The 17,406-nt window shown below is 69.2% G+C and carries 14 protein-coding genes and 1 pseudogene; 7 read left to right on the plus strand and 8 right to left on the minus strand.

Annotated elements, in window-relative coordinates:
* Window positions 1-167: 167 nt before the first annotated feature.
* On the plus strand, window positions 168-1,508 hold the full coding sequence (locus tag AC07PV_RS14055) for a glycerate kinase type-2 family protein (protein ID WP_494598307.1): 1,341 nt from the start codon (window positions 168-170) through the stop codon (window positions 1,506-1,508).
* 72 nt (window positions 1,509-1,580) lie between these two features.
* Here AC07PV_RS14055 and AC07PV_RS14060 read toward each other — a convergent pair whose 3' ends face one another.
* Window positions 1,581-2,510, minus strand: coding sequence for a LysR family transcriptional regulator (locus AC07PV_RS14060; RefSeq protein ID WP_218293605.1), 930 nt, complete (start codon window positions 2,508-2,510; stop codon window positions 1,581-1,583).
* A gap of 121 nt (window positions 2,511-2,631) precedes the next feature.
* Between AC07PV_RS14060 and gcl the strand changes: the two genes are divergently transcribed.
* From gcl to glxR, 3 genes are read left to right on the plus strand one after another with little or no spacing between them, the layout of a single operon-like run.
* On the plus strand, window positions 2,632-4,422 hold the full coding sequence (gcl, locus tag AC07PV_RS14065; protein ID WP_494630518.1) for a glyoxylate carboligase: 1,791 nt from the start codon (window positions 2,632-2,634) through the stop codon (window positions 4,420-4,422).
* 36 nt (window positions 4,423-4,458) lie between these two features.
* Complete coding sequence (hyi, locus tag AC07PV_RS14070) at window positions 4,459-5,238, plus strand: hydroxypyruvate isomerase (RefSeq protein WP_494630520.1); 780 nt, start codon at window positions 4,459-4,461, stop codon at window positions 5,236-5,238.
* A gap of 50 nt (window positions 5,239-5,288) precedes the next feature.
* Window positions 5,289-6,203, plus strand: a complete 915-nt coding sequence (gene glxR, locus AC07PV_RS14075) for a 2-hydroxy-3-oxopropionate reductase (RefSeq protein WP_494630521.1) — start codon at window positions 5,289-5,291, stop codon at window positions 6,201-6,203.
* A 109-nt stretch (window positions 6,204-6,312) separates the two neighbouring features.
* On the opposite strand, the gene ggt is transcribed toward glxR, so the two are convergent.
* Window positions 6,313-8,097, minus strand: coding sequence for a gamma-glutamyltransferase (gene ggt, locus AC07PV_RS14080; RefSeq protein WP_494630523.1), 1,785 nt, complete (start codon window positions 8,095-8,097; stop codon window positions 6,313-6,315).
* Window positions 8,098-8,334: 237 nt separating this feature from the next.
* Window positions 8,335-9,042 (minus strand): annotated as a pseudogene (locus AC07PV_RS14085) (GNAT family N-acetyltransferase); the annotation flags it as partial.
* 141 nt (window positions 9,043-9,183) lie between these two features.
* Here AC07PV_RS14085 and pdxR point away from each other — a divergent pair.
* Complete coding sequence (gene pdxR, locus AC07PV_RS14090; RefSeq protein ID WP_494598302.1) at window positions 9,184-10,680, plus strand: MocR-like pyridoxine biosynthesis transcription factor PdxR; 1,497 nt, start codon at window positions 9,184-9,186, stop codon at window positions 10,678-10,680.
* Window positions 10,681-10,693: 13 nt separating this feature from the next.
* On the opposite strand, the gene AC07PV_RS14095 is transcribed toward pdxR, so the two are convergent.
* The 4 genes from AC07PV_RS14095 to AC07PV_RS14110 are packed head-to-tail and all read right to left on the minus strand — an operon-like array spanning window position 10,694 to window position 15,405.
* Window positions 10,694-11,935: a M20 family metallopeptidase gene (locus AC07PV_RS14095; RefSeq protein WP_494630525.1), complete on the minus strand. Its 1,242-nt coding sequence runs from the start codon at window positions 11,933-11,935 to the stop codon at window positions 10,694-10,696.
* On the minus strand, window positions 11,932-13,710 hold the full coding sequence (uraD, locus tag AC07PV_RS14100; protein WP_494598300.1) for a 2-oxo-4-hydroxy-4-carboxy-5-ureidoimidazoline decarboxylase: 1,779 nt from the start codon (window positions 13,708-13,710) through the stop codon (window positions 11,932-11,934). The genes AC07PV_RS14095 and uraD overlap by 4 nt, the downstream gene beginning before the upstream one ends.
* A gap of 2 nt (window positions 13,711-13,712) precedes the next feature.
* Window positions 13,713-14,696 (minus strand): allantoinase PuuE, encoded by a 984-nt coding sequence (puuE, locus tag AC07PV_RS14105; RefSeq protein ID WP_218294409.1) that lies wholly within the window; start codon window positions 14,694-14,696, stop codon window positions 13,713-13,715.
* 40 nt (window positions 14,697-14,736) lie between these two features.
* The gene (locus AC07PV_RS14110) at window positions 14,737-15,405 is read right to left on the minus strand and encodes a GntR family transcriptional regulator (RefSeq protein WP_218293614.1); all 669 of its coding nucleotides are present in this window, start codon (window positions 15,403-15,405) and stop codon (window positions 14,737-14,739) included.
* A 108-nt stretch (window positions 15,406-15,513) separates the two neighbouring features.
* Here AC07PV_RS14110 and uraH point away from each other — a divergent pair, with 108 nt between their 5' ends.
* On the plus strand, window positions 15,514-15,864 hold the full coding sequence (gene uraH, locus AC07PV_RS14115; RefSeq protein WP_218293615.1) for a hydroxyisourate hydrolase: 351 nt from the start codon (window positions 15,514-15,516) through the stop codon (window positions 15,862-15,864).
* Window positions 15,865-15,905: 41 nt separating this feature from the next.
* Here uraH and AC07PV_RS14120 read toward each other — a convergent pair whose 3' ends face one another.
* Window positions 15,906-16,388, minus strand: coding sequence for a hypothetical protein (locus tag AC07PV_RS14120; RefSeq protein WP_218294410.1), 483 nt, complete (start codon window positions 16,386-16,388; stop codon window positions 15,906-15,908).
* Between the two features lie 127 nt (window positions 16,389-16,515).
* Here AC07PV_RS14120 and xdhC point away from each other — a divergent pair, with 127 nt between their 5' ends.
* Window positions 16,516-17,349 (plus strand): xanthine dehydrogenase accessory protein XdhC, encoded by an 834-nt coding sequence (xdhC, locus tag AC07PV_RS14125; RefSeq protein WP_255594503.1) that lies wholly within the window; start codon window positions 16,516-16,518, stop codon window positions 17,347-17,349.
* The last annotated feature ends 57 nt before the right edge of the window (window positions 17,350-17,406 follow it).

The following is a 17,406-nucleotide window of genomic DNA, read 5'->3' on the forward strand; positions in this document are numbered from 1 at the left end:
CCGGAACATGGGGTTATCCCGGGCTGGGGCCTGCCCGGGAAGGGGCCTCAGTGCGCCCGCACGGGTGCGTGGAGCCCTGCCGCCGGCGTGGGCGGTTGAAGTTCTTTTGACTTGCGCGCGGGGTATCGCCGGGCGTGGTGCGCCACAATCGCCCGCGGAGACCACCCATGACCCGCAACGACCCCGTGCCCGATCCCGTCCGCCAGGGCGGAGACTTCCTCGAATACCTGTACCGCGTGGCCGTGCGCCGCGCGCTGCCGCTGCACAACACCGCAGCTTTCCTGCCCGCACCGCCCAGCCGCGAGAGCGGCGGCCGCACCCTGGTGCTGGGCGCGGGCAAGGCCGGTGGCGCCATGGCGCAGGCCGTGGAGGCGCTGTGGCCCGCCGACGCGCCGCTGTCGGGCCTCGTGGTCACGCGCTACCACCACACGCCGCCGCGCCCCGAGGGGCTGGCGCAGCGCATCGAAGTGGTGGAGGCCGCCCACCCCGTGCCCGACGCGGCGGGCCTGGCCGCCGCGCAGCGCATGCTCGAATGCACCCGGGGGCTGACCGGGAACGACCTCGTGCTGTGCCTGATCTCGGGCGGCGGCTCGGCCCTGCTCACGCTGCCGGCCGAGGGCCTGACGCTCGAGGACAAGCAGTGCATCAACAAGGCGCTGCTGGAGAGCGGCGCCGCCATCGACGAGATGAACTGCGTGCGCAAGCACCTCTCGCGCATCAAGGGTGGGCGCCTTGCGGCGGCCTGCGCGCCAGCGCGCGTGGTCACGCTCACCATCAGCGACGTGCCGGGGGACGACCCCTCGGTCATCGCCAGCGGCCCCACCGTGCCCGACGCCACGACCTGCGCGGACGCGCTGGCCATCCTGGCGCGTTATCGCATCGACATCCCCGACAGCGTGCGTGCCGCGCTGGAGGCGGGTGATCTGGAAACCCCCAAGCCCGGCGACGCCGTGTTCGCAGGCCACGCCGTGCACATGACGGCCACGCCGCAGCAGTCGCTGGAGGCCGCGGCCGAGGCCGCGCGCGCGGCGGGCGTGCCGGCCTACATCCTCTCGGACGAGATCGAGGGCGAATCGCGCGAGGTGGGCAAGGTGCACGCCGCGCTGGCCCGTGCCGTGGCGCGCCACGGCCAGCCGTTCGCGCGGCCCTGCGTGATCCTCTCGGGCGGCGAGACCACCGTCACCGTGCGGCAGCGGCCACCTGGCGCCCCCAGGGGCCGGGGCGGCCGGGCGGGCGAGTTCTGCATGGGGCTGGCGCAGGCGCTGCAAGGGCAGGCGGGCGTGTGGGCGCTGGCGGCGGACACGGACGGCATCGACGGCGTGGAAGACAACGCCGGTGCCCGCGTCGCGCCCGACACCCTGGCGCGCGCTGCCGCGCAGGGCCTCTCCGTCACGGACCACCTGGACCGCAACGACGCCTATGGCTACTTCGAGGCGCTGGGCGACCTCGTCATCACGGGGCCCACGCACACCAATGTCAACGACTTCCGGGCGATCCTGATTTTGTAGCGGCTCGCGCTTGTCTTGCCAGGGTTTCAAGCAATAAATGCCTGAAACCGTTGACTGGCAAGCGCGGGCAGCTCACTTTTTTGACAAGCCTTCGCGCGGCAAGGACGCCACCCAGTCCTTGCCGAAGCGCCCCTGCAAAAACGCGACGAAGGCCTGCACCTTCTGCGGCACCAGGCGCGGCGACGGGTACACCGCATGGATCTCCTGCTCGGGCAGGCGGCAGGTCTTGAGCACCTCCACCACGCGCCCGGCGGCCAGCGATTCGACCGCCACGTAGTGCGGCAGCGCCGCGATGCCCATGTGCGCGCGCGCCGCCGCCAGCAGGGCCGAGAGGTTGTTGGAGCGCAGCCGCCCCGTGACGGGCACCGACACCGCCTCGCCGCTCGCATTGCGCAGCCGCCACAGGTCGTTGCCCTGCACGCTGCTGTAGATCAGCGTGGCGTGGTCCTTCAGGTCCGACGGCCGGCGCGGCGTGCCGTGGCGGCGCAGGTAGGTGGGCGAGGCCACCAGCACCCAGGGGTTCATGCCCAGCGTGCGCGCACCCAGGGCCGAGTCGGCGAGCTTGCCCAGGCGGATCGCCACGTCGATGCCCTGGGCCACCAGGTCGGTATAACGGTCCTCGAAGCTCAGGTCCAGCTGCACCTGCGGGTTCTGCGCCATGAACTCCAGCGCCAGCGGCACCACCACGCGCCGCCCGAACGCGACCGAGCTGCCCACGCGCAGCTGGCCGTGCACCTGTGTCTGGCGCACGCGCACCACGCTCTCGGCCTCGGCCACATCGGTCACGATGGCCTTGCACTTTTCGTAGTACAGCGCGCCGGGCTCGGTCAGGCTCACGCCGCGCGTGTTGCGGTTGAGCAGCCGCACCTTCAGGTGCGCCTCCATGGCGGCGACCTGCTTGGTCACCGTGGGCTGCGTGGTGGCGAACTCCCGCGCCACCTTGGTGAAGCTGCCGGTCTCCACCACGCGCACGAACATCTGCATGGCATCGAGGCGGTCCATGGTCTGTCTCCTGTTGCTGTCCAGATTTATTCCTGGCTGGAATAAATTTTATGGTCCATCGCCACCTTCCGCCCAACGAGGGGCTTGCCTAAAGTTTGACCATCCACAAGGAGGTCAAGCAATGGCAAGAATGAAGGCAATCGAAGCGGCCGTGAAGGTGCTCGAGAAGGAAGGCGTGAGCGTCGCGTTCGGCGTGCCCGGCGCCGCCATCAACCCGCTGTACGCGGCGCTGAAGGCGCATGGCGGCATAGGCCACATCCTGGCGCGCCATGTCGAAGGCGCCAGCCACATGGCCGAGGGCTACACCCGCGCCGTGGCCGGCAACATCGGCGTGTGCATCGGCACCAGCGGCCCGGCCGGCACCGACATGGTCACCGGCCTGTACTCGGCCAGCGCGGATTCCATCCCCATCCTGTGCATCACCGGCCAGGCGCCGCGCGCCCGCCTGCACAAGGAAGACTTCCAGGCCGTGGACATCGCCACCATCGCCAAGAGCGTGACCAAGTGGGCCACCACGGTGCTGGAGCCCGCGCAGGTGCCGCAGGCGTTCCAGCAGGCGTTCCACCTCATGCGCTCCGGCCGGCCCGGGCCGGTGCTCATCGACCTGCCCATCGACGTGCAACTGGCCGAGATCGAGTTCGACCCCGACACCTACGAACCCCTGGTGCCCTACAAGCCCGCCGCCACGCGTGCCCAGATCGAGAAGGCGCTGGCCATGCTGAACGACGCCGAGCGCCCGCTGATCGTCGCGGGCGGCGGCATCATCAACGCCGATGCATCCGGCCTGCTGGTGGAGTTTGCCGAGGTGCTGGGCGTGCCGGTGATCCCCACGCTCATGGGCTGGGGCAGCATCCCCGACGACCACCCGCTCATGGCCGGCATGTGCGGCCTGCAGACCAGCCAGCGCTACGGCAACGCCACGATGCTGGCCAGCGACTTCGTGCTGGGCGTCGGCAACCGCTGGGCCAACCGGCACACGGGCTCGGTCGATGTCTACACCCGGGGCCGCAAGTTCGTGCACGTGGACATCGAGCCCACGCAGATCGGCCGCGTGTTCGCGCCGGACTTCGGCATCGTCTCGGACGCGGGCGCCGCGCTCAGGCTCTTCGTGGACGTGGCGCGCGAATGGCAGGCCGCGGGGCGCCTGAAGGATCGCAGCGGCTGGGCCGCCGAATGCCTGGGCCGCAAGCACAGCGTGGACTACCTGCGCAAGACCCACTTCGACAGCGTGCCCATGAAGCCGCAGCGTGTGTACCAGTGCATGAACCGCGCGCTGGGCAAGGACGTGTGCTACGTCTCCACCATCGGCCTGTCGCAGATCGCGGGCGCGCAGTTCCTGCATGTGTACCAGCCGCGCCACTGGATCAACTGCGGCCAGGCCGGGCCGCTGGGCTGGACGGTGCCCGCCGCCCTGGGCGTGCGCGTGGCCGACCCGGCGCGCAAGATCGTGGCGCTGTCGGGCGACTACGACTTCCAGTTCATGATCGAGGAGCTGGCCGTGGGCGCTCAGTTCAAGCTGCCCTACCTCCACGTGCTGGTCAACAACAGCTACCTGGGCCTGATCCGCCAGGCGCAGCGCAGCTTCAGCATCGACTACTGCGTCCAGCTCGCGTTCGACAACGTGAACATGGCCGAGGGCGAGGCGGCGCGCGGCTACGGCGTGGACCACGTGAAGGTGGTCGAGGGCCTGGGCTGCAAGGCCATCCGCGTGCACCGTCCCGAGGAGTTCGCGCCCGCTATCGCCCAGGCCGAGGCCTGGATGGCCGAGTACCGCACGCCGGTGGTCATCGAGGTGATCCTGGAGCGCGTGACCAACATCGCCATGGGCACCGAGATCGACAGCATCGTCGAATTCGAAGCGCTGGCCACGCAGCCGGCGGATGTGCCCAGCGCGCTCGCAGTGCTGGACTGACCCCACCATTTCCTGACTGATACCGGAGACCTGTTCATGCCCCGTTTCGCTGCCAACCTCAGCATGCTGTTCACCGAGGTGCCTTTTCTCGACCGCTTCGAGCGCGCCGCGCGCACCGGCTTCGAGGCCGTGGAGTTCCTCTTTCCCTACGAGTTTGCGGCGGAAGACATCCGCGAGCGCATCGACCGCCACCAGTTGCAGATCGTGCTGCACAACCTGCCCGCGGGCGACTGGGCCGCTGGCGAGCGCGGCATTGCCTGCCACCCCGCTCGCATCGTGGAGTTTCGCGCCGGTGTGGCCCAGGCCATCAGCTATGCCCAGGCGCTGGGCGTGCCGCAGCTCAACTGCCTGGCCGGCAAGGCGCCTGCGGGTGTGGAGGCACAGGTGCTGCGCCGCACCCTGGTCGACAACCTGCGCTTTGCCGCCACCGAGCTGAAGGCCGCCGGTCTGCGCCTGCTGATCGAGCCCATCAACCCGTTCGACATCCCGGGCTTTTACCTCACCCGCACGGTCCAGGCGCTGGACCTCCTCGACGAGGTGGGCGCCGACAACGCCTTCGTGCAGTACGACATCTACCACGCGCAGCGCACCGAAGGCGAACTGGCCGCCACGCTGCAAAAGCACCTGCCGCGCATCGGCCACGTGCAGCTGGCGGACAACCCCGGCCGCCACGAGCCGGGCACGGGCGAGATCAACTACCGCTACCTGTTCGCACACCTGGACCGGCTGGGCTATGGCGGCTGGGTGGGCTGCGAGTACCGGCCCGCGCGTACCACGGAAATCGGCCTCGGCTGGCGCGCTGCGCTCACGGCATGACCCGGCACAGACCCATGGACGAATCACCACAACACAAGGAGAAAAAGAACATGACCGACACCCCCCTCAAACTCGGCTTCATCGGCCTGGGCATCATGGGTGCGCCCATGTGCGGCCACCTCATCGCCGCCGGCCACCAGCTGTACGTGCACACGCGCGGCCGCGTGGCGCCGCAGATCGCAGAGAGCAGCGCCACGCAGTGCACCACGGCGCGCGGCGTGGCCGAGCGGGCCGACATCATCTTTCTGATGCTGCCCGACACGCCCGATGTGGAGAAGGTGCTGTTCGGCGCCGACGGCGTGGCCCAGGGTCTGAAAGGCAGCACGGCCAAGGTGGTGGTGGACATGAGCTCCATCTCGCCCGTGGCCACCAAGGACTTCGCGGCGCGCACCGAGGCCGTGGGCGCGCAGTACCTGGATGCGCCCGTCTCCGGCGGCGAGCTGGGCGCGAAGAACGCCACGCTGTCCATCATGGTCGGCGGCCCCGAAGCGGTGTTCGAGCGCGTCAGGCCGCTGTTCGAGCGCCTGGGCAAGAACATCACCCTGGTGGGCGGCAACGGCGACGGCCAGACCGCCAAGGTGGCCAACCAGATCATCGTCGCCCTGAACATCGAGGCCGTGGCCGAGGCGCTGCTCTTCGCCGCCCGCGCGGGCGCCGACCCGGCCCGCGTGCGCCAGGCGCTGCTGGGCGGCTTCGCGTCGTCAAAAATTTTGGAGGTGCATGCCGAGCGCATGATCCGGCGCACCTTCGACCCCGGCTTTCGCATCGGGCTGCACCAGAAGGATCTGAACCTGGCGCTGTCCAGCGCTCGGGCGCTGGGCGTGCCGCTGCCCAACACGGCCATGGCGCAGGAGCTGTTCAATGCCTGCGTGGCGCATGGCGGCCAGGGGTGGGACCACTCGGCGATGGTGCGGGCGCTGGAGAAGATGGCGAACTTCGAGATCGGGCAGGCAGTGCCGGCCTGATGCGGGCCGCCATGAAAAATCCCGCTGGCCTTTCGGCGAACGGGATCTTTGAAAAAATGGCTGCCAGCGCTTGTCCATCAAGCGCGGTTAGCTATTGATTCAGGAGCAATCAATACCCCAGCGTCTTCCCATCCGGGTTGCGCGGGTCCGAGTATCCGTACAGCGCGCCGCCACGGATCTGGATGGTCTGCGTGCGGCCCATCGACGGCTTCACCGCGATGTTGTGGCCGCGCTGCTTGAGGAGCGCGATGGTGTCGGGCGAGAGGCCCTTTTCCACGCGCAGCTCGTCGGGCGTCCACTGGTGGTGCACGCGGGGGGCGGCAGCGGCTTCGGCGGGGTTCATGCCGAAGTCGATGGTGTTCACCACCGTCTGCAGCACCGTGGTGATGATGCGCGCGCCGCCAGGGCTGCCGGTCACCAGCGTGGGCTTGCCGTCCTTCAGGACCAGGGTGGGCGTCATGGACGACAGGGGGCGCTTCTTGGCGGCCACCGCGTTGGCGTCGCCGCCGACCAGGCCGTAGGCATTGGCCACGCCGGGCTTGGCCGAGAAGTCGTCCATCTCGTTGTTGAGCAGGATGCCCGTGCCCTTGGCCACGATGCCGCTGCCGAAGTTGGTGTTGAGCGTGTACGTCACGGCCACGGCGTTGCCGGCCTTGTCCACCACCGAGTAGTGGGTGGTCTGGTCGCTCTCATACGACTGGGGCTGGCCGGGCTTGATGCTCTTGCCGCTGCGCGCGGTGTTGGCGTCGATGCCCTTGGCCAGCGATTCGGCATAGCGCTTGGAGGTCAGGCCCTTGAGCGGGATCTTCACGAAGTCCGGGTCGCCCAGGTACTCGGCGCGGTCGGCGTACGCGAGCTTCATGCTCTCGGCCATGTAGTGGATGGTCTGCGCGCTGTTGGGGCCCCACTGGGCCAGGGGCAGGGGCTCCAGCATGTTCAGGATCTGCACCAGGTGCGGGCCGCCGGAGGAGGGTGGCGGCATGGTCACGATCTCATAGCCACGGTAGGTACCGCGCGTGGGCACGCGCTCGGCCACCTTGTATTCGCGCAGGTCCTGCAGCGTGAGGGCGCCGGCGTGCGGTGCCATCTCGGCGGCGATCTTCTGGGCGATCTCGCCTTCGTAGAACGCCTTGGCGCCCTGCTGGCCGATCAGGCGCATGGACTGGGCCAGGTCTTTCTGCACCAGCGGGTCGCCCACCTTCAGCGGCGCGCCGTTCTTCCAGAAGATGGCCTGGGTGGCGGGCCATTGGCCCATGTTCTTCTTTTCCTGGTCCAGGATCTTGGCCAGGGTTTCGCTCACCGGGAAGCCCTTGTCGGCCAGCTCGATGGCGGGAGCGATCACGCGCGACAGCGGCAGGGTGCCCCAGGTCTTGAGCGCATGCTCCATGCCGGCCACGGTGCCGGGCACGCCCACGGCGTAGTGGGTGTACAGCGACTTGCCGTCCACCACGTTGCCCTTGGCATCCAGGTACATGTCGCGCGTGGCCTTGATGGGCGCCACTTCGCGGAAGTCGAGCGCCACGCTCTTGCCGGTCTTGGCGTCGTGCACCACCATGAACCCGCCGCCGCCCAGGTTGCCCGCATTGGGCAGGGCCACGGCCAGCGCGAAGCCGATGCCCACGGCCGCGTCCACCGCGTTGCCGCCGGCTTTCAGGATGTCGAGGCCGATCTGCGAGGCCAGCTCCTGCTCGGTGGCGACCATGCCGTTGCGCGCCACCACCGGGTGGAATACGTCCATGTCGAAGTCGTACGCGGCGCTGGCGGCCTGGGCCGAGGCCGTTTGCTGCACGGCGGGCGCGGGCGCCGCTGCCGTGGTGGGTGGGCTGCCGCAGGCCGTGAGGCTGGCCAGCGCCAGCGCCAGGCTGGAGGCCAGCAGCGTGTGTCGGATGTTCATGGGTGATGCTCCTGAGATGGTTTTTTGCTCTGTAGGAAGGGGAGGGCGGGTGGACCCTGCGAAGGGCGCCCGCGGCAAGTGTAGGGTGGGCCCGCGCTGCGTGCGGGCGGCGGGTTATGCCGATTGAGTATGCAGCCTGGGCATGCCCGTCATTCCCGCTTTCTGTGCAGAAGAATGCGGCACGGGGCCGCGCTCCTCGACGCCTCAGCGCGGTGGTTGCGAAGCCCCTGGGCCCAGTGATTCGCGCACCTGGGTCAGCGAGCGCCGCTGGCGCCCCTGCGCATCCTGGTTGTCTTCCGACCGCCAGGCCTCGAACGCCTGCCGCAAACCAGGCCATTCGGTGTCGATGATGGAAAACCAGGCGGTGTCGCGGTTGCGGCCCTTGTAGACCAGGGCCTGGCGGAAGATGCCCTCGAACTGGAATCCCAGGCGCGCGGCGGTGCGCCGCGAAGGGGCGTTGAGGCTGTCGCACTTCCACTCGTAGCGGCGGTACCCCAGCGTGTCGAACACGTAGGCCATGAGCAGGAACTGCGCCTCCGTGGAGGCGGGTGTCTGCTGGAGCAGGGGCGAAAACATCACGTTGCCGACCTCGATGGCGCCATGGGTGGGATCGATGCGCATCAGCGCCAGGGTGCCCACGGCCTTGCCCGTGGCCTTGTCCACCACCGCGAAGTGGCGCGGGTCGGTGCTGAGCGCGGCGGTGTGTGCGTAGCGGCCATAGTCCTCGGGGGTGTCGAACGGGCCGGTGAACATGTAGGTCCAGGCGCGTGGGTCCGGCGCGAGCCGGTAGGCCGCATCCAGGTCGGCCGCGTGGCGGTCGGCCTGCAGCGGCTCCAGCTGGCAGTGGCGGCCCACCAGGGTGACGGCGCCGGGCTGGGGGCGGGGTGTCCAGCCGGGCACGGGGGTACCAATGGGCTGGGCGAGATCATTCACGGAGGTGGACATGGAATTGCGCGGTCGAAGGGTCAAAAAAAGAGAGGTTGAACCGGTGACTCTAGGATTCTTGTGGACCATTCAAAAGATCCACTCATGCACAATCTGATGGTGCCACCGAGGCTGTGAACTGGTGGTTTTTCACCGGCCACCATGACCCAGCGCCTCCCCGCCATCGACCCCGTCCGCCATGTCCTGCTGGAGGCCCCGCTGGTGCGTGACCGGCAGGGCGACTCGCTGCAGCGCCAGCTCCTGACCCGCATCCGCGATGCCATCCTGGATGGGCGCTTCCCTTCGGGCTGCCGCCTGCCGGGGTCGCGGGATCTGGCGGTGGACCTGGGCGTTTCGCGCAATAGCGTGACAGCGGTCTATGAGCAGCTGGGGGCCGAGGGCTACATCGCGCTGAGCCGCCGGGGCACCAAGGTGTCCGCGCTGGACCGCAGCCGGGCCCGGGGCCATGCGGACCCCGCACACGCAGCGCCGCCCCGCCTGTCCGAGCGCGGCACGCGGGTGGTCAGCCGCTTTGCCGATGCGGCCGAGACCCTGGCTTTCAGGCCGGGCGTGCCCGCGCTGGCGCGGTTCCCCCTGAGCGCATGGAAGAGCTGTTTTGACCGCGCCTTCAAGGCATCTGGCGTGTCGGCCCTGGGCTATGGCAATCCGGCGGGCGAGCCCGCCTTGCAGGGCGCCATCATGCGGCACCTGGCGGTGGCACGCGGCGTGCGCTGCGAGGTGGGCCAGGTGGTCATCACCGAAGGCGCGCAGGAGGCGCTGAACCTGTGCGTGCGGCTGGTCACCAACCCGGGCGACACCGCCTGGGTGGAGGACCCGGGCTACCGGGGGGCGCAGACCGCCTTCCAGTGCGGAGACCTGAAGGTCGAAGCCCTGCGGGTCGATGGCGCGGGCCTGGTGGTGCCTGCCGATGCCTGGTCGGCGGCGCCGCCCCGGCTCATCTATACCACGCCGTCGCACCAGTACCCCACGGGCGGGGTGCTGCCCGTGGCCCGCCGGCTCGCGCTGATCCGGCAGGCGCAGGCCTGTGGCGCCTGGATCATCGAGGACGACTACGACAGCGAGTTCCGCCACGCGGGCGAACTCATTGGTGCCATGCAGGGCCTGGTGCCACAGGCGCCGGTGATGTACGTGGGCACATTCAGCAAGACGCTGTTCCCTTCCTTGCGGCTGGGTTTTGTGGTGCTGCCGCAAGCCCTGGCCGCAGCGGCCGCGCCGCTGCTCAAGGAGACCCTGCGCGGCGGGCATCGCCATGAGCAGCTGGCGCTGGCGGAGTTCATCGACAGCGGGCAGTTCAGCCGGCACCTGGGGCGCATGCGGCGCCTGTACCGGGGCCGGCAGGCGCTGTTGCGCGATGCGCTGGCGCAGCACCTGGCCGTGCCCCATGCGGTGCTGGGGGGCGACAGCGGCATGCACCTCACGGTGCGCCTGCCGCCCGAATACCCCGACCAGGCGATTGCCGAGGCGGCCCGCGCCTACGACATGGCGCCGGCACCACTGTCGCGGTTTGCCCTGCGCGCTCGGCCCGAGGACAACGGCCTGGTGCTGGGCTACGGCAATACGTCCGAATCGCAGTACCCGGCCCTGGTGCAGCGGCTTTCGCGGCTGGCCCAGGCGCGGCGGGCACGGCGCAGCGCCTGAGAGCGAGACCGGATCAGGCCAGCAGGTCGCTCAGCGTGCGCGCGATCACCTTGGTGGCGCGGCGCAGGTCTTCGAGCTGCAGGCGTTCGTCGGCGCGCTTTGCGTGCGATTCGAGCACGGTGCGCGGGCCGGAGCCGTAGATCACGCCCGGGATGCCGCGCTCCACATACAGGCGCACATCGGTGTACAGCGGCGTGCCCACCGCGGGCACGGGCTCGCCGATCACGGCCTGCGCATGCTTCTGGATGGCGTCCACCAGCGGCTGGTTGCCGGCCAGCGGGGTCATGGCGTTGGCCAGCAGCAGGCGCTTGATGTCCACGCTGATGCCCGCGCGCTCGCTCGCGGCCTGCTCGATGATGCGGCGGATGGCGGCTTCGACCTCCACCGGGTTCTCTTCGGGGATCATGCGGCGGTCGAGCTTGAAGGTCACCTTGCCGGGCACGACGTTGGTGTTGGTACCGCCTTCGATGCGGCCGACGTTCAGGTACGGGTGCTTGATGCCCGCCACGTTGGACGTGATCTTCGTGTACTCGCCGTTCTGCGCATACAGCGCGTTCAGGATGTGCACCGCGCCCTGCAGCGCGTCCACGCCGGTGTGGGGCACGGCGGCGTGGGCCATCTTGCCGTGCACGGTCACTTCCATCTGCAGGCAGCCGTTGTGGGCGGTGACCACCTCGTAGCTGAAGCCGGCGGCGATCATCAGGTCGGGCTTGGTCAGCCCTTTTTGCAGCAGCCAGCCGGGGCCGAGTTCGCCGCCAAATTCCTCGTCGTAGGTGAAATGCAGTTCCACCGCGCCCCGGGCGGGCTTGGCGACGGCTTCCAGCGCGCGCACCGCGAAGGTGAAGCTTGCGAAGTCGCTCTTGCTCACGGCGGTGGCGCGGCCGTACATGGCGCCATCGACGATCTCCGCACCGTAAGGGTCGTGCGTCCAGCCTTCGCCGGGGGGCACCACATCGCCGTGTGCGTTCAGGGCGATGGTGGTGCCGCCGCTTCCGTAGGGCCTGCGCACGATGAGGTTGGTGATGGACTCCATGCCGTAGGCCTGCACGTCTGCGGCCGGTACTGCGTGTTTTTCAGCGGTGTAGCCGAACTCGGTCAGCAGCTCGGCCGTGCGTTCGGCGTGGGGAGCGTTGTTGCCGGGTGGGGTGTCGGTGGGCACGCGCACCAGGGCCTGCAGAAAGCGCACTTCCTCGTCGAAGTGCTGGTCGATCCAGGCGTCGAGAGCGGCGTAGGCGGTGGGGGTGTTTGTCGTCATGGTTGTTGTTCCTCGGCAAGTTGGCGCAGGACCTGGGTGAAGGCGTCCACGGCCAGCTGCATGTCGTTGTTGGTGGTGGATTCGAGCGGGTTGTGGCTGATGCCGGAGTTCAGCCCGCGCACGAAGAGCATGGCCTGGGGCATGATTTCGTGCAGCTTCATCGCATCGTGTCCCGCCCCGCTGGGCATGCGGAACACGGGCACGCCCAGCGTGTCCACGGCGCGTTCCCAGTGGTGCTGCCAGGCGGGCGCGCTAGGTGCGGCGGCGGCGCGCATGGATTCTTCCAGCGTGTAGCGCAGGCCGCGGCGGGCGGCGATCCTGGCGAGCTGCTCCCTCACGTCGTTCACCAGCGCGTCGCGCTGGGCGTCGGTGGGCGCGCGCAGGTCCAGGCTGAATTGGCAGCGGCCGGGCACCACGTTGATGGAGCCCGCGGGCACCTGCAGCTGGCCGATGGTGCCCACCGAGTCGCCGTCCTGCGCGGCGCGCTGCTCCACGTACAGCGCGAGTTCCGCCACGGCCACGGCGGCGTCGCGGCGGCGGTCCATGGGGGTGGTGCCGGCGTGGCTGGCGGTGCCGATCATTTCGCACAGAAAACGCACGCTGCCGTTGATGGAGGTGACCACGCCCAGGGGCAGGTCCAGCTCGTTGAGCACGGGGCCCTGCTCGATGTGTACCTCGATGAAACCCAGGTATTGCGCGGGGTCGCGCTGGAGCTTGGGGATGTCGTCGATGCACAAGCCCGCGTGCTGCATGGCCGCGCGCATGGTCACGCCGTCCACATCCTTCTGGTCGAGCCAGGCGGGGTTGAAGTCGCCGATGAGCGCGCCCGAGCCGAGGAACGTGGCCTTGTAGCGCTGGCCTTCCTCTTCGGCAAAGCCCACCACCTCGATGCCGAAGGGCAGCCGCCGGCCGGCGCGGTGCAGCTCGCGCACGCAGGCCATGGGCACGAAGATGCCCAGGCGGCCGTCGTACTTGCCGCCGTTGCGCACCGTGTCGTAGTGCGACCCGGTGATGAGGTAGCGGGCCCCTTCCGTGGCCGGGTGGTAGCGCCCCACCACGTTGCCCACGGCGTCAATCTCCACTTCGTCGAAGCCGCAGTCGCGCATCCAGTGGCTGATGCGCTGGGCGCAGGCGCGGTGCGCGTCGGTCAGATACGTGACGGTGAGCTGGCCCTTTTCAGCGAAGTCGGGGTCGGAGTGTTCGGCCAGCTTTTCCTGCCAGTCCCACACGTCGTTGCCCAGCACGGGCTCGGCGGCGAACTTGTCGTTCAGGCGGATCTCGGCGATGCGGTGGATGTTGCGCAGGGCCTCGGCCAGTTCGAACTCGGGGTGGTTGTCCAGGCGCCGCGCAAAGGTGTCGATGATCTCCTGCTTGGGCAGGCCCGTGCCGCGCGGCCCGCGCACCGCCAGGATGAACGGGAAGCCGAAGCGCTCGTTGTAGGCGGCGTTGAGCGCCTGGATGCGCGCGAACTCCTCGGGTGTGCACTGGGTGAGGCCCGCCTTGCTCTGCTCGTTGGTGGACTCGGCCGTGAGGTTCTTGGCCACCATCGCTTTGCCCGCCAGTTCCGGGTGGGCGCGGATCAGTGCCAGCTGCGCGTCCTGGCCCGCCGTGCGCACCACCTGGGCCAGCGCGTGCTGCAGGTGGGCCTGCGAGCGGAAGGGCCGCTGCGCCAGCGCCTGCTCGGCGATCCAGGGCGAGTGCTCGTACAGGCCATCGAGCAGCTGCAGGGCCTCGGCGCTGCTGGCGGCGTTGAGTTGTTCCAGTGTCAGGGCCATGGTCAGCCTGCTTTCTGTGAAGGGTAGGGGTGCGCCTGTTTCCAGTGGCGCGCGATGTCGATACGGCGGCACACCCACACGTCGCCGTGGCGCTCGATGTGGTCCAGGAAACGCTGCAGCGCGGTGATGCGGCCGGGCCGGCCCAGCAGGCGGCAGTGCATGCCGATGCTCATCATCTTGGGCGCGTTGTCGCCGGCCGGGTCGCCTTCGGCGTACAGCGCGTCGAACGTGTCCTTCATGTACTGGAAGAACGGGTCGGCGTGCGAGTAGCCCTGCGGCAGCGCGAAGCGCATGTCGTTGCAGTCGAGCGTGTAGGGCACGATGAGCTGGGGCGCGGTGGTGCCATCGCTCTTTTTCACGTCCATCCAGAACGGCAGGTCGTCGCCGTAGTAGTCGCTGTCGTATTCGAAGCCGCCGAAGTCGGCCACGAGGCGGCGGGTATTGGGACTGTCGCGGCCGGTGTACCAGCCCAGGCCATGCACATGGCCTTCCGAGCTTCCTCGGGGGCCCGTCATGCGCTCAATGATCTCCATGGCCTCGACCATGTGGGCGCGCTCGACCTCTTCGGGCACATGCTGGTAGTGGATCCACTTGAGGCCGTGGCAGGCGATCTCGTGGCCCAGCTGCACGAAGGCCTGGGTCAGCTCGGGGTGGCGCTGCAGTGCGCTGGACACGCCGAACACGGTGAGGGGCAGCTTGCGCTTTTCGAACTCCCGCAGGATGCGCCACACGCCGGCGCGCGAACCGTATTCGTAGATGCCTTCCATGCTCATGTGCCGCTCGGGGTAGCTCGCGGGGTTGAACATTTCGGACAGGAACTGCTCGCTGCCCGCGTCGCCGTGCAGCACGGCGTTCTCGCCGCCTTCTTCGTAGTTGAGCACGAACTGCACGGCGATGCGCGCACCGCCCGGCCATTGCGCATGGGGCGGGGTCTTGCCGTAGCCGATGAGGTCGCGGGGGTAGGGCTGGGTGGAGTCGTAGATCATGGGCATGAGGGATTCAAGGGGTCTGTCACGCGCTGGGATGTCACGTGCTGAGCGCGGCGGCCAGGTCGCTGGCCGGGCGCTTGCGGTCGAAGGTCAGGCTGGCTTCCACGTGCTCCAGGTGGGCCTGCATGAGGGAGACGGCCAGGGCCTCGTCGCGCGCGGCGAGCGCGGCCACGATGTCGCCATGCTCCTCGTGGGAGTGTTCGGCGGCGCTGGCCGACTGGTACATCAGCGTGATGAGGGCGCAGCGAGAGATCAGGTCGCCCAGCATCTGCGCCAGCACCTCGTTGCCCATGAGCTCGGCCATGCGCACATGGAAGTCGCCGAGCAGCTCGGTGCGGCTGCTGGCATCGGCCGTGCCCATGGCGGCCTTCTCGCTGGCGACGTGGGCGCGCAGGGCCTTGATCTTGGCGGGGGTCACGGTCTGCACGAAGGCCCGCGTCATCTCGGTCTCGAGCATGCGTCGCACGGCGAACACCTGGCGGGCCTCTTCGACCGAGGGGGTGGACACGAACGCTCCGCGCGCGGGCTCCAGCGTGACGAGGCGGTTCTGCGCGAGCTGGAACAGCGCCTGGCGCACCAGCGTGCGCGACACGCCGAAATGGTCGGCCAGTTTCTGCTCGGCCAGCTTGGTGCCCGGCTGCAGGCGGTGCTCGACGATGGCGCGGGTCAACGCGTCGACAATGGCACTGGTGGATGAAGATTCCATGGTTGCATGATACGTTGGATGGCGAAAAGTGTATACACTTTTGGTCTACACGCTGCGATCTGGCAATCCTCGCCGATCGGCCGTGGTCCCCACTTCAGGAGATTCCCTATGGGATTGAGCACCCACGTTCTGGACACCATGAATGGCTGCCCCGCGGCCGGCATGGAGATCGCCCTGTATTCCACCGACGGCGACAACGCCACCCTCATCAAGCGCCTGGTGTTGAACCATGACGGCCGCACCGATGCGCCGCTGTTCGACAATGCGACCCTGCGCGCTGGCACCTACCGGCTCAGCTTCAATGTGGCGGGCTACTTCAAGGCGCGCGGCGTGCAGCTGCCCGAACCCAATTTCCTGAACCTGGTGAGCCTGGATTTCGGCATCGCGCACGCCGACCAGCACTACCACGTGCCGCTGCTGGTGAGCCCGTGGAGCTATTCGACCTATCGCGGGTCGTGAGGGGCGGGGCCCAGCCAGGGCCCGCGCGCACGGGGATGTGCCTACAGCTGCCCTTCGGTCAAGGTATCGAGCTGGAAATGCCCGCTCTTGTCCCACAGCCAGGTGTCGGTGTAGGTGACCTTGCCCAGGCGCGCGGGCACCGGGAAGGGCGCCGCTGCGCGCACGGTGCGCTCGATTTCCGCGACCACCTCGGGGGCGTGGCGCGGGGCGCGCATCCACCGCAGGCGCGTCACCTTGCCAGCGCGGTCGATATCCACCTCCAGCACGCCGATCGCATACAGCATGGGGGGCAGCTTGCCCTTGAACACGCGCTGCGCGTTCAGGCCGTAGAGGTGGGTGGCGGCGTCCTGCCGGTACGCCCGGGGGGTGGTCGCCGCCGAGGCGCGGGCCGAACCGGCGCTTGCGGGCACGGGGCCCTTGACGCCGCTGGAGGCATCGGTGCTGGGCGCACGGCTGTCCTGCGCGGGCGGCGCAGGTTCGGGCGCCGACTTGCATGCCGCCACCAGCGCTGCGATGGCGGCCATGAGCCCGGCGAGCAGCCAGTGGCTGCGGGTACTGGGGGTGCGCTCGGGGGCTGGGGACGGCATGATGGCTGGTGTGGGCTGGAACGGAACGGGGACCCTGGGATCCCGATGGCGCGAAGGATCTGGATTGACTGATGTGCTTTTACTGCTGGACGGCCTTGCGGCCGCGCCCGCCTGTCTGGTAAGGGTGGAGTCTACCGAAGGCTCGGTGCCGCGTGAAGCCGGGGCCTGGATGGCCGTGTTCGCCGAGCGGATAGTGGGCACCATCGGCGGCGGCCACCTGGAGCACCAGGCCATTGCCGAGGCCCGCCGGCGCCTGGGGGGCGTGCCCGGCCCGGCCCGCATGCGCTATGCGCTGGGCCCGGCGCTGGGGCAGTGCTGCGGGGGCGTGGTGCACCTCGAATTCGAGACGCTGTCCGCACCCGCCGACCAGGCCCTGGCCGACCGCCTGCGCGCGCGCCTGTCGCCGCGCCGGCACCCGGTGGCGCTATTCGGCGGCGGGCATGTGGGCCACGCGCTGGCCCGGGTGCTGGCGCCGCTGCCGTTCGCGCTGACCTGGATCGACAGCCGCGACGGGATCTTTCCGCAGCCGGCGCCGGACGGCGTGGCCTGCGAACACTCCGACCCGGTGCAGCTGGCGGTGCCGGACCTGGCCTCTGGCACCCGCGTGCTGATCATGAGCTTCAGCCATGCCGAGGACCTGGACGTGGTGGCCGCCTGCCTGCGCCGCCAGCGCGAGCGGCGCGACCTGCCGTTCATCGGGCTCATCGGCAGCAAGACCAAGTGGGCGACGTTCGCAAACCGCCTGCACGGGCGCGGGTTCGCGCAGGAGGAACTGGCGCAGGTCACCTGCCCCATCGGCATCCGGGGCATCGACGGCAAGGAGCCGGAGGTCATCGCCGTGGCCGTGGCCGCGCAGCTCCTGCAGACCCTGGGCGGTGGGGGCGCGAACGGGTTCTGAGGGTAACTCCGCTCCTGCGTGCCTTCGAGGGGGCTGGAATCGAGAACAATTTCTGCA

The sequence above is a fragment of the Acidovorax sp. GW821-FHT09A11 genome, assembly GCF_059418365.1.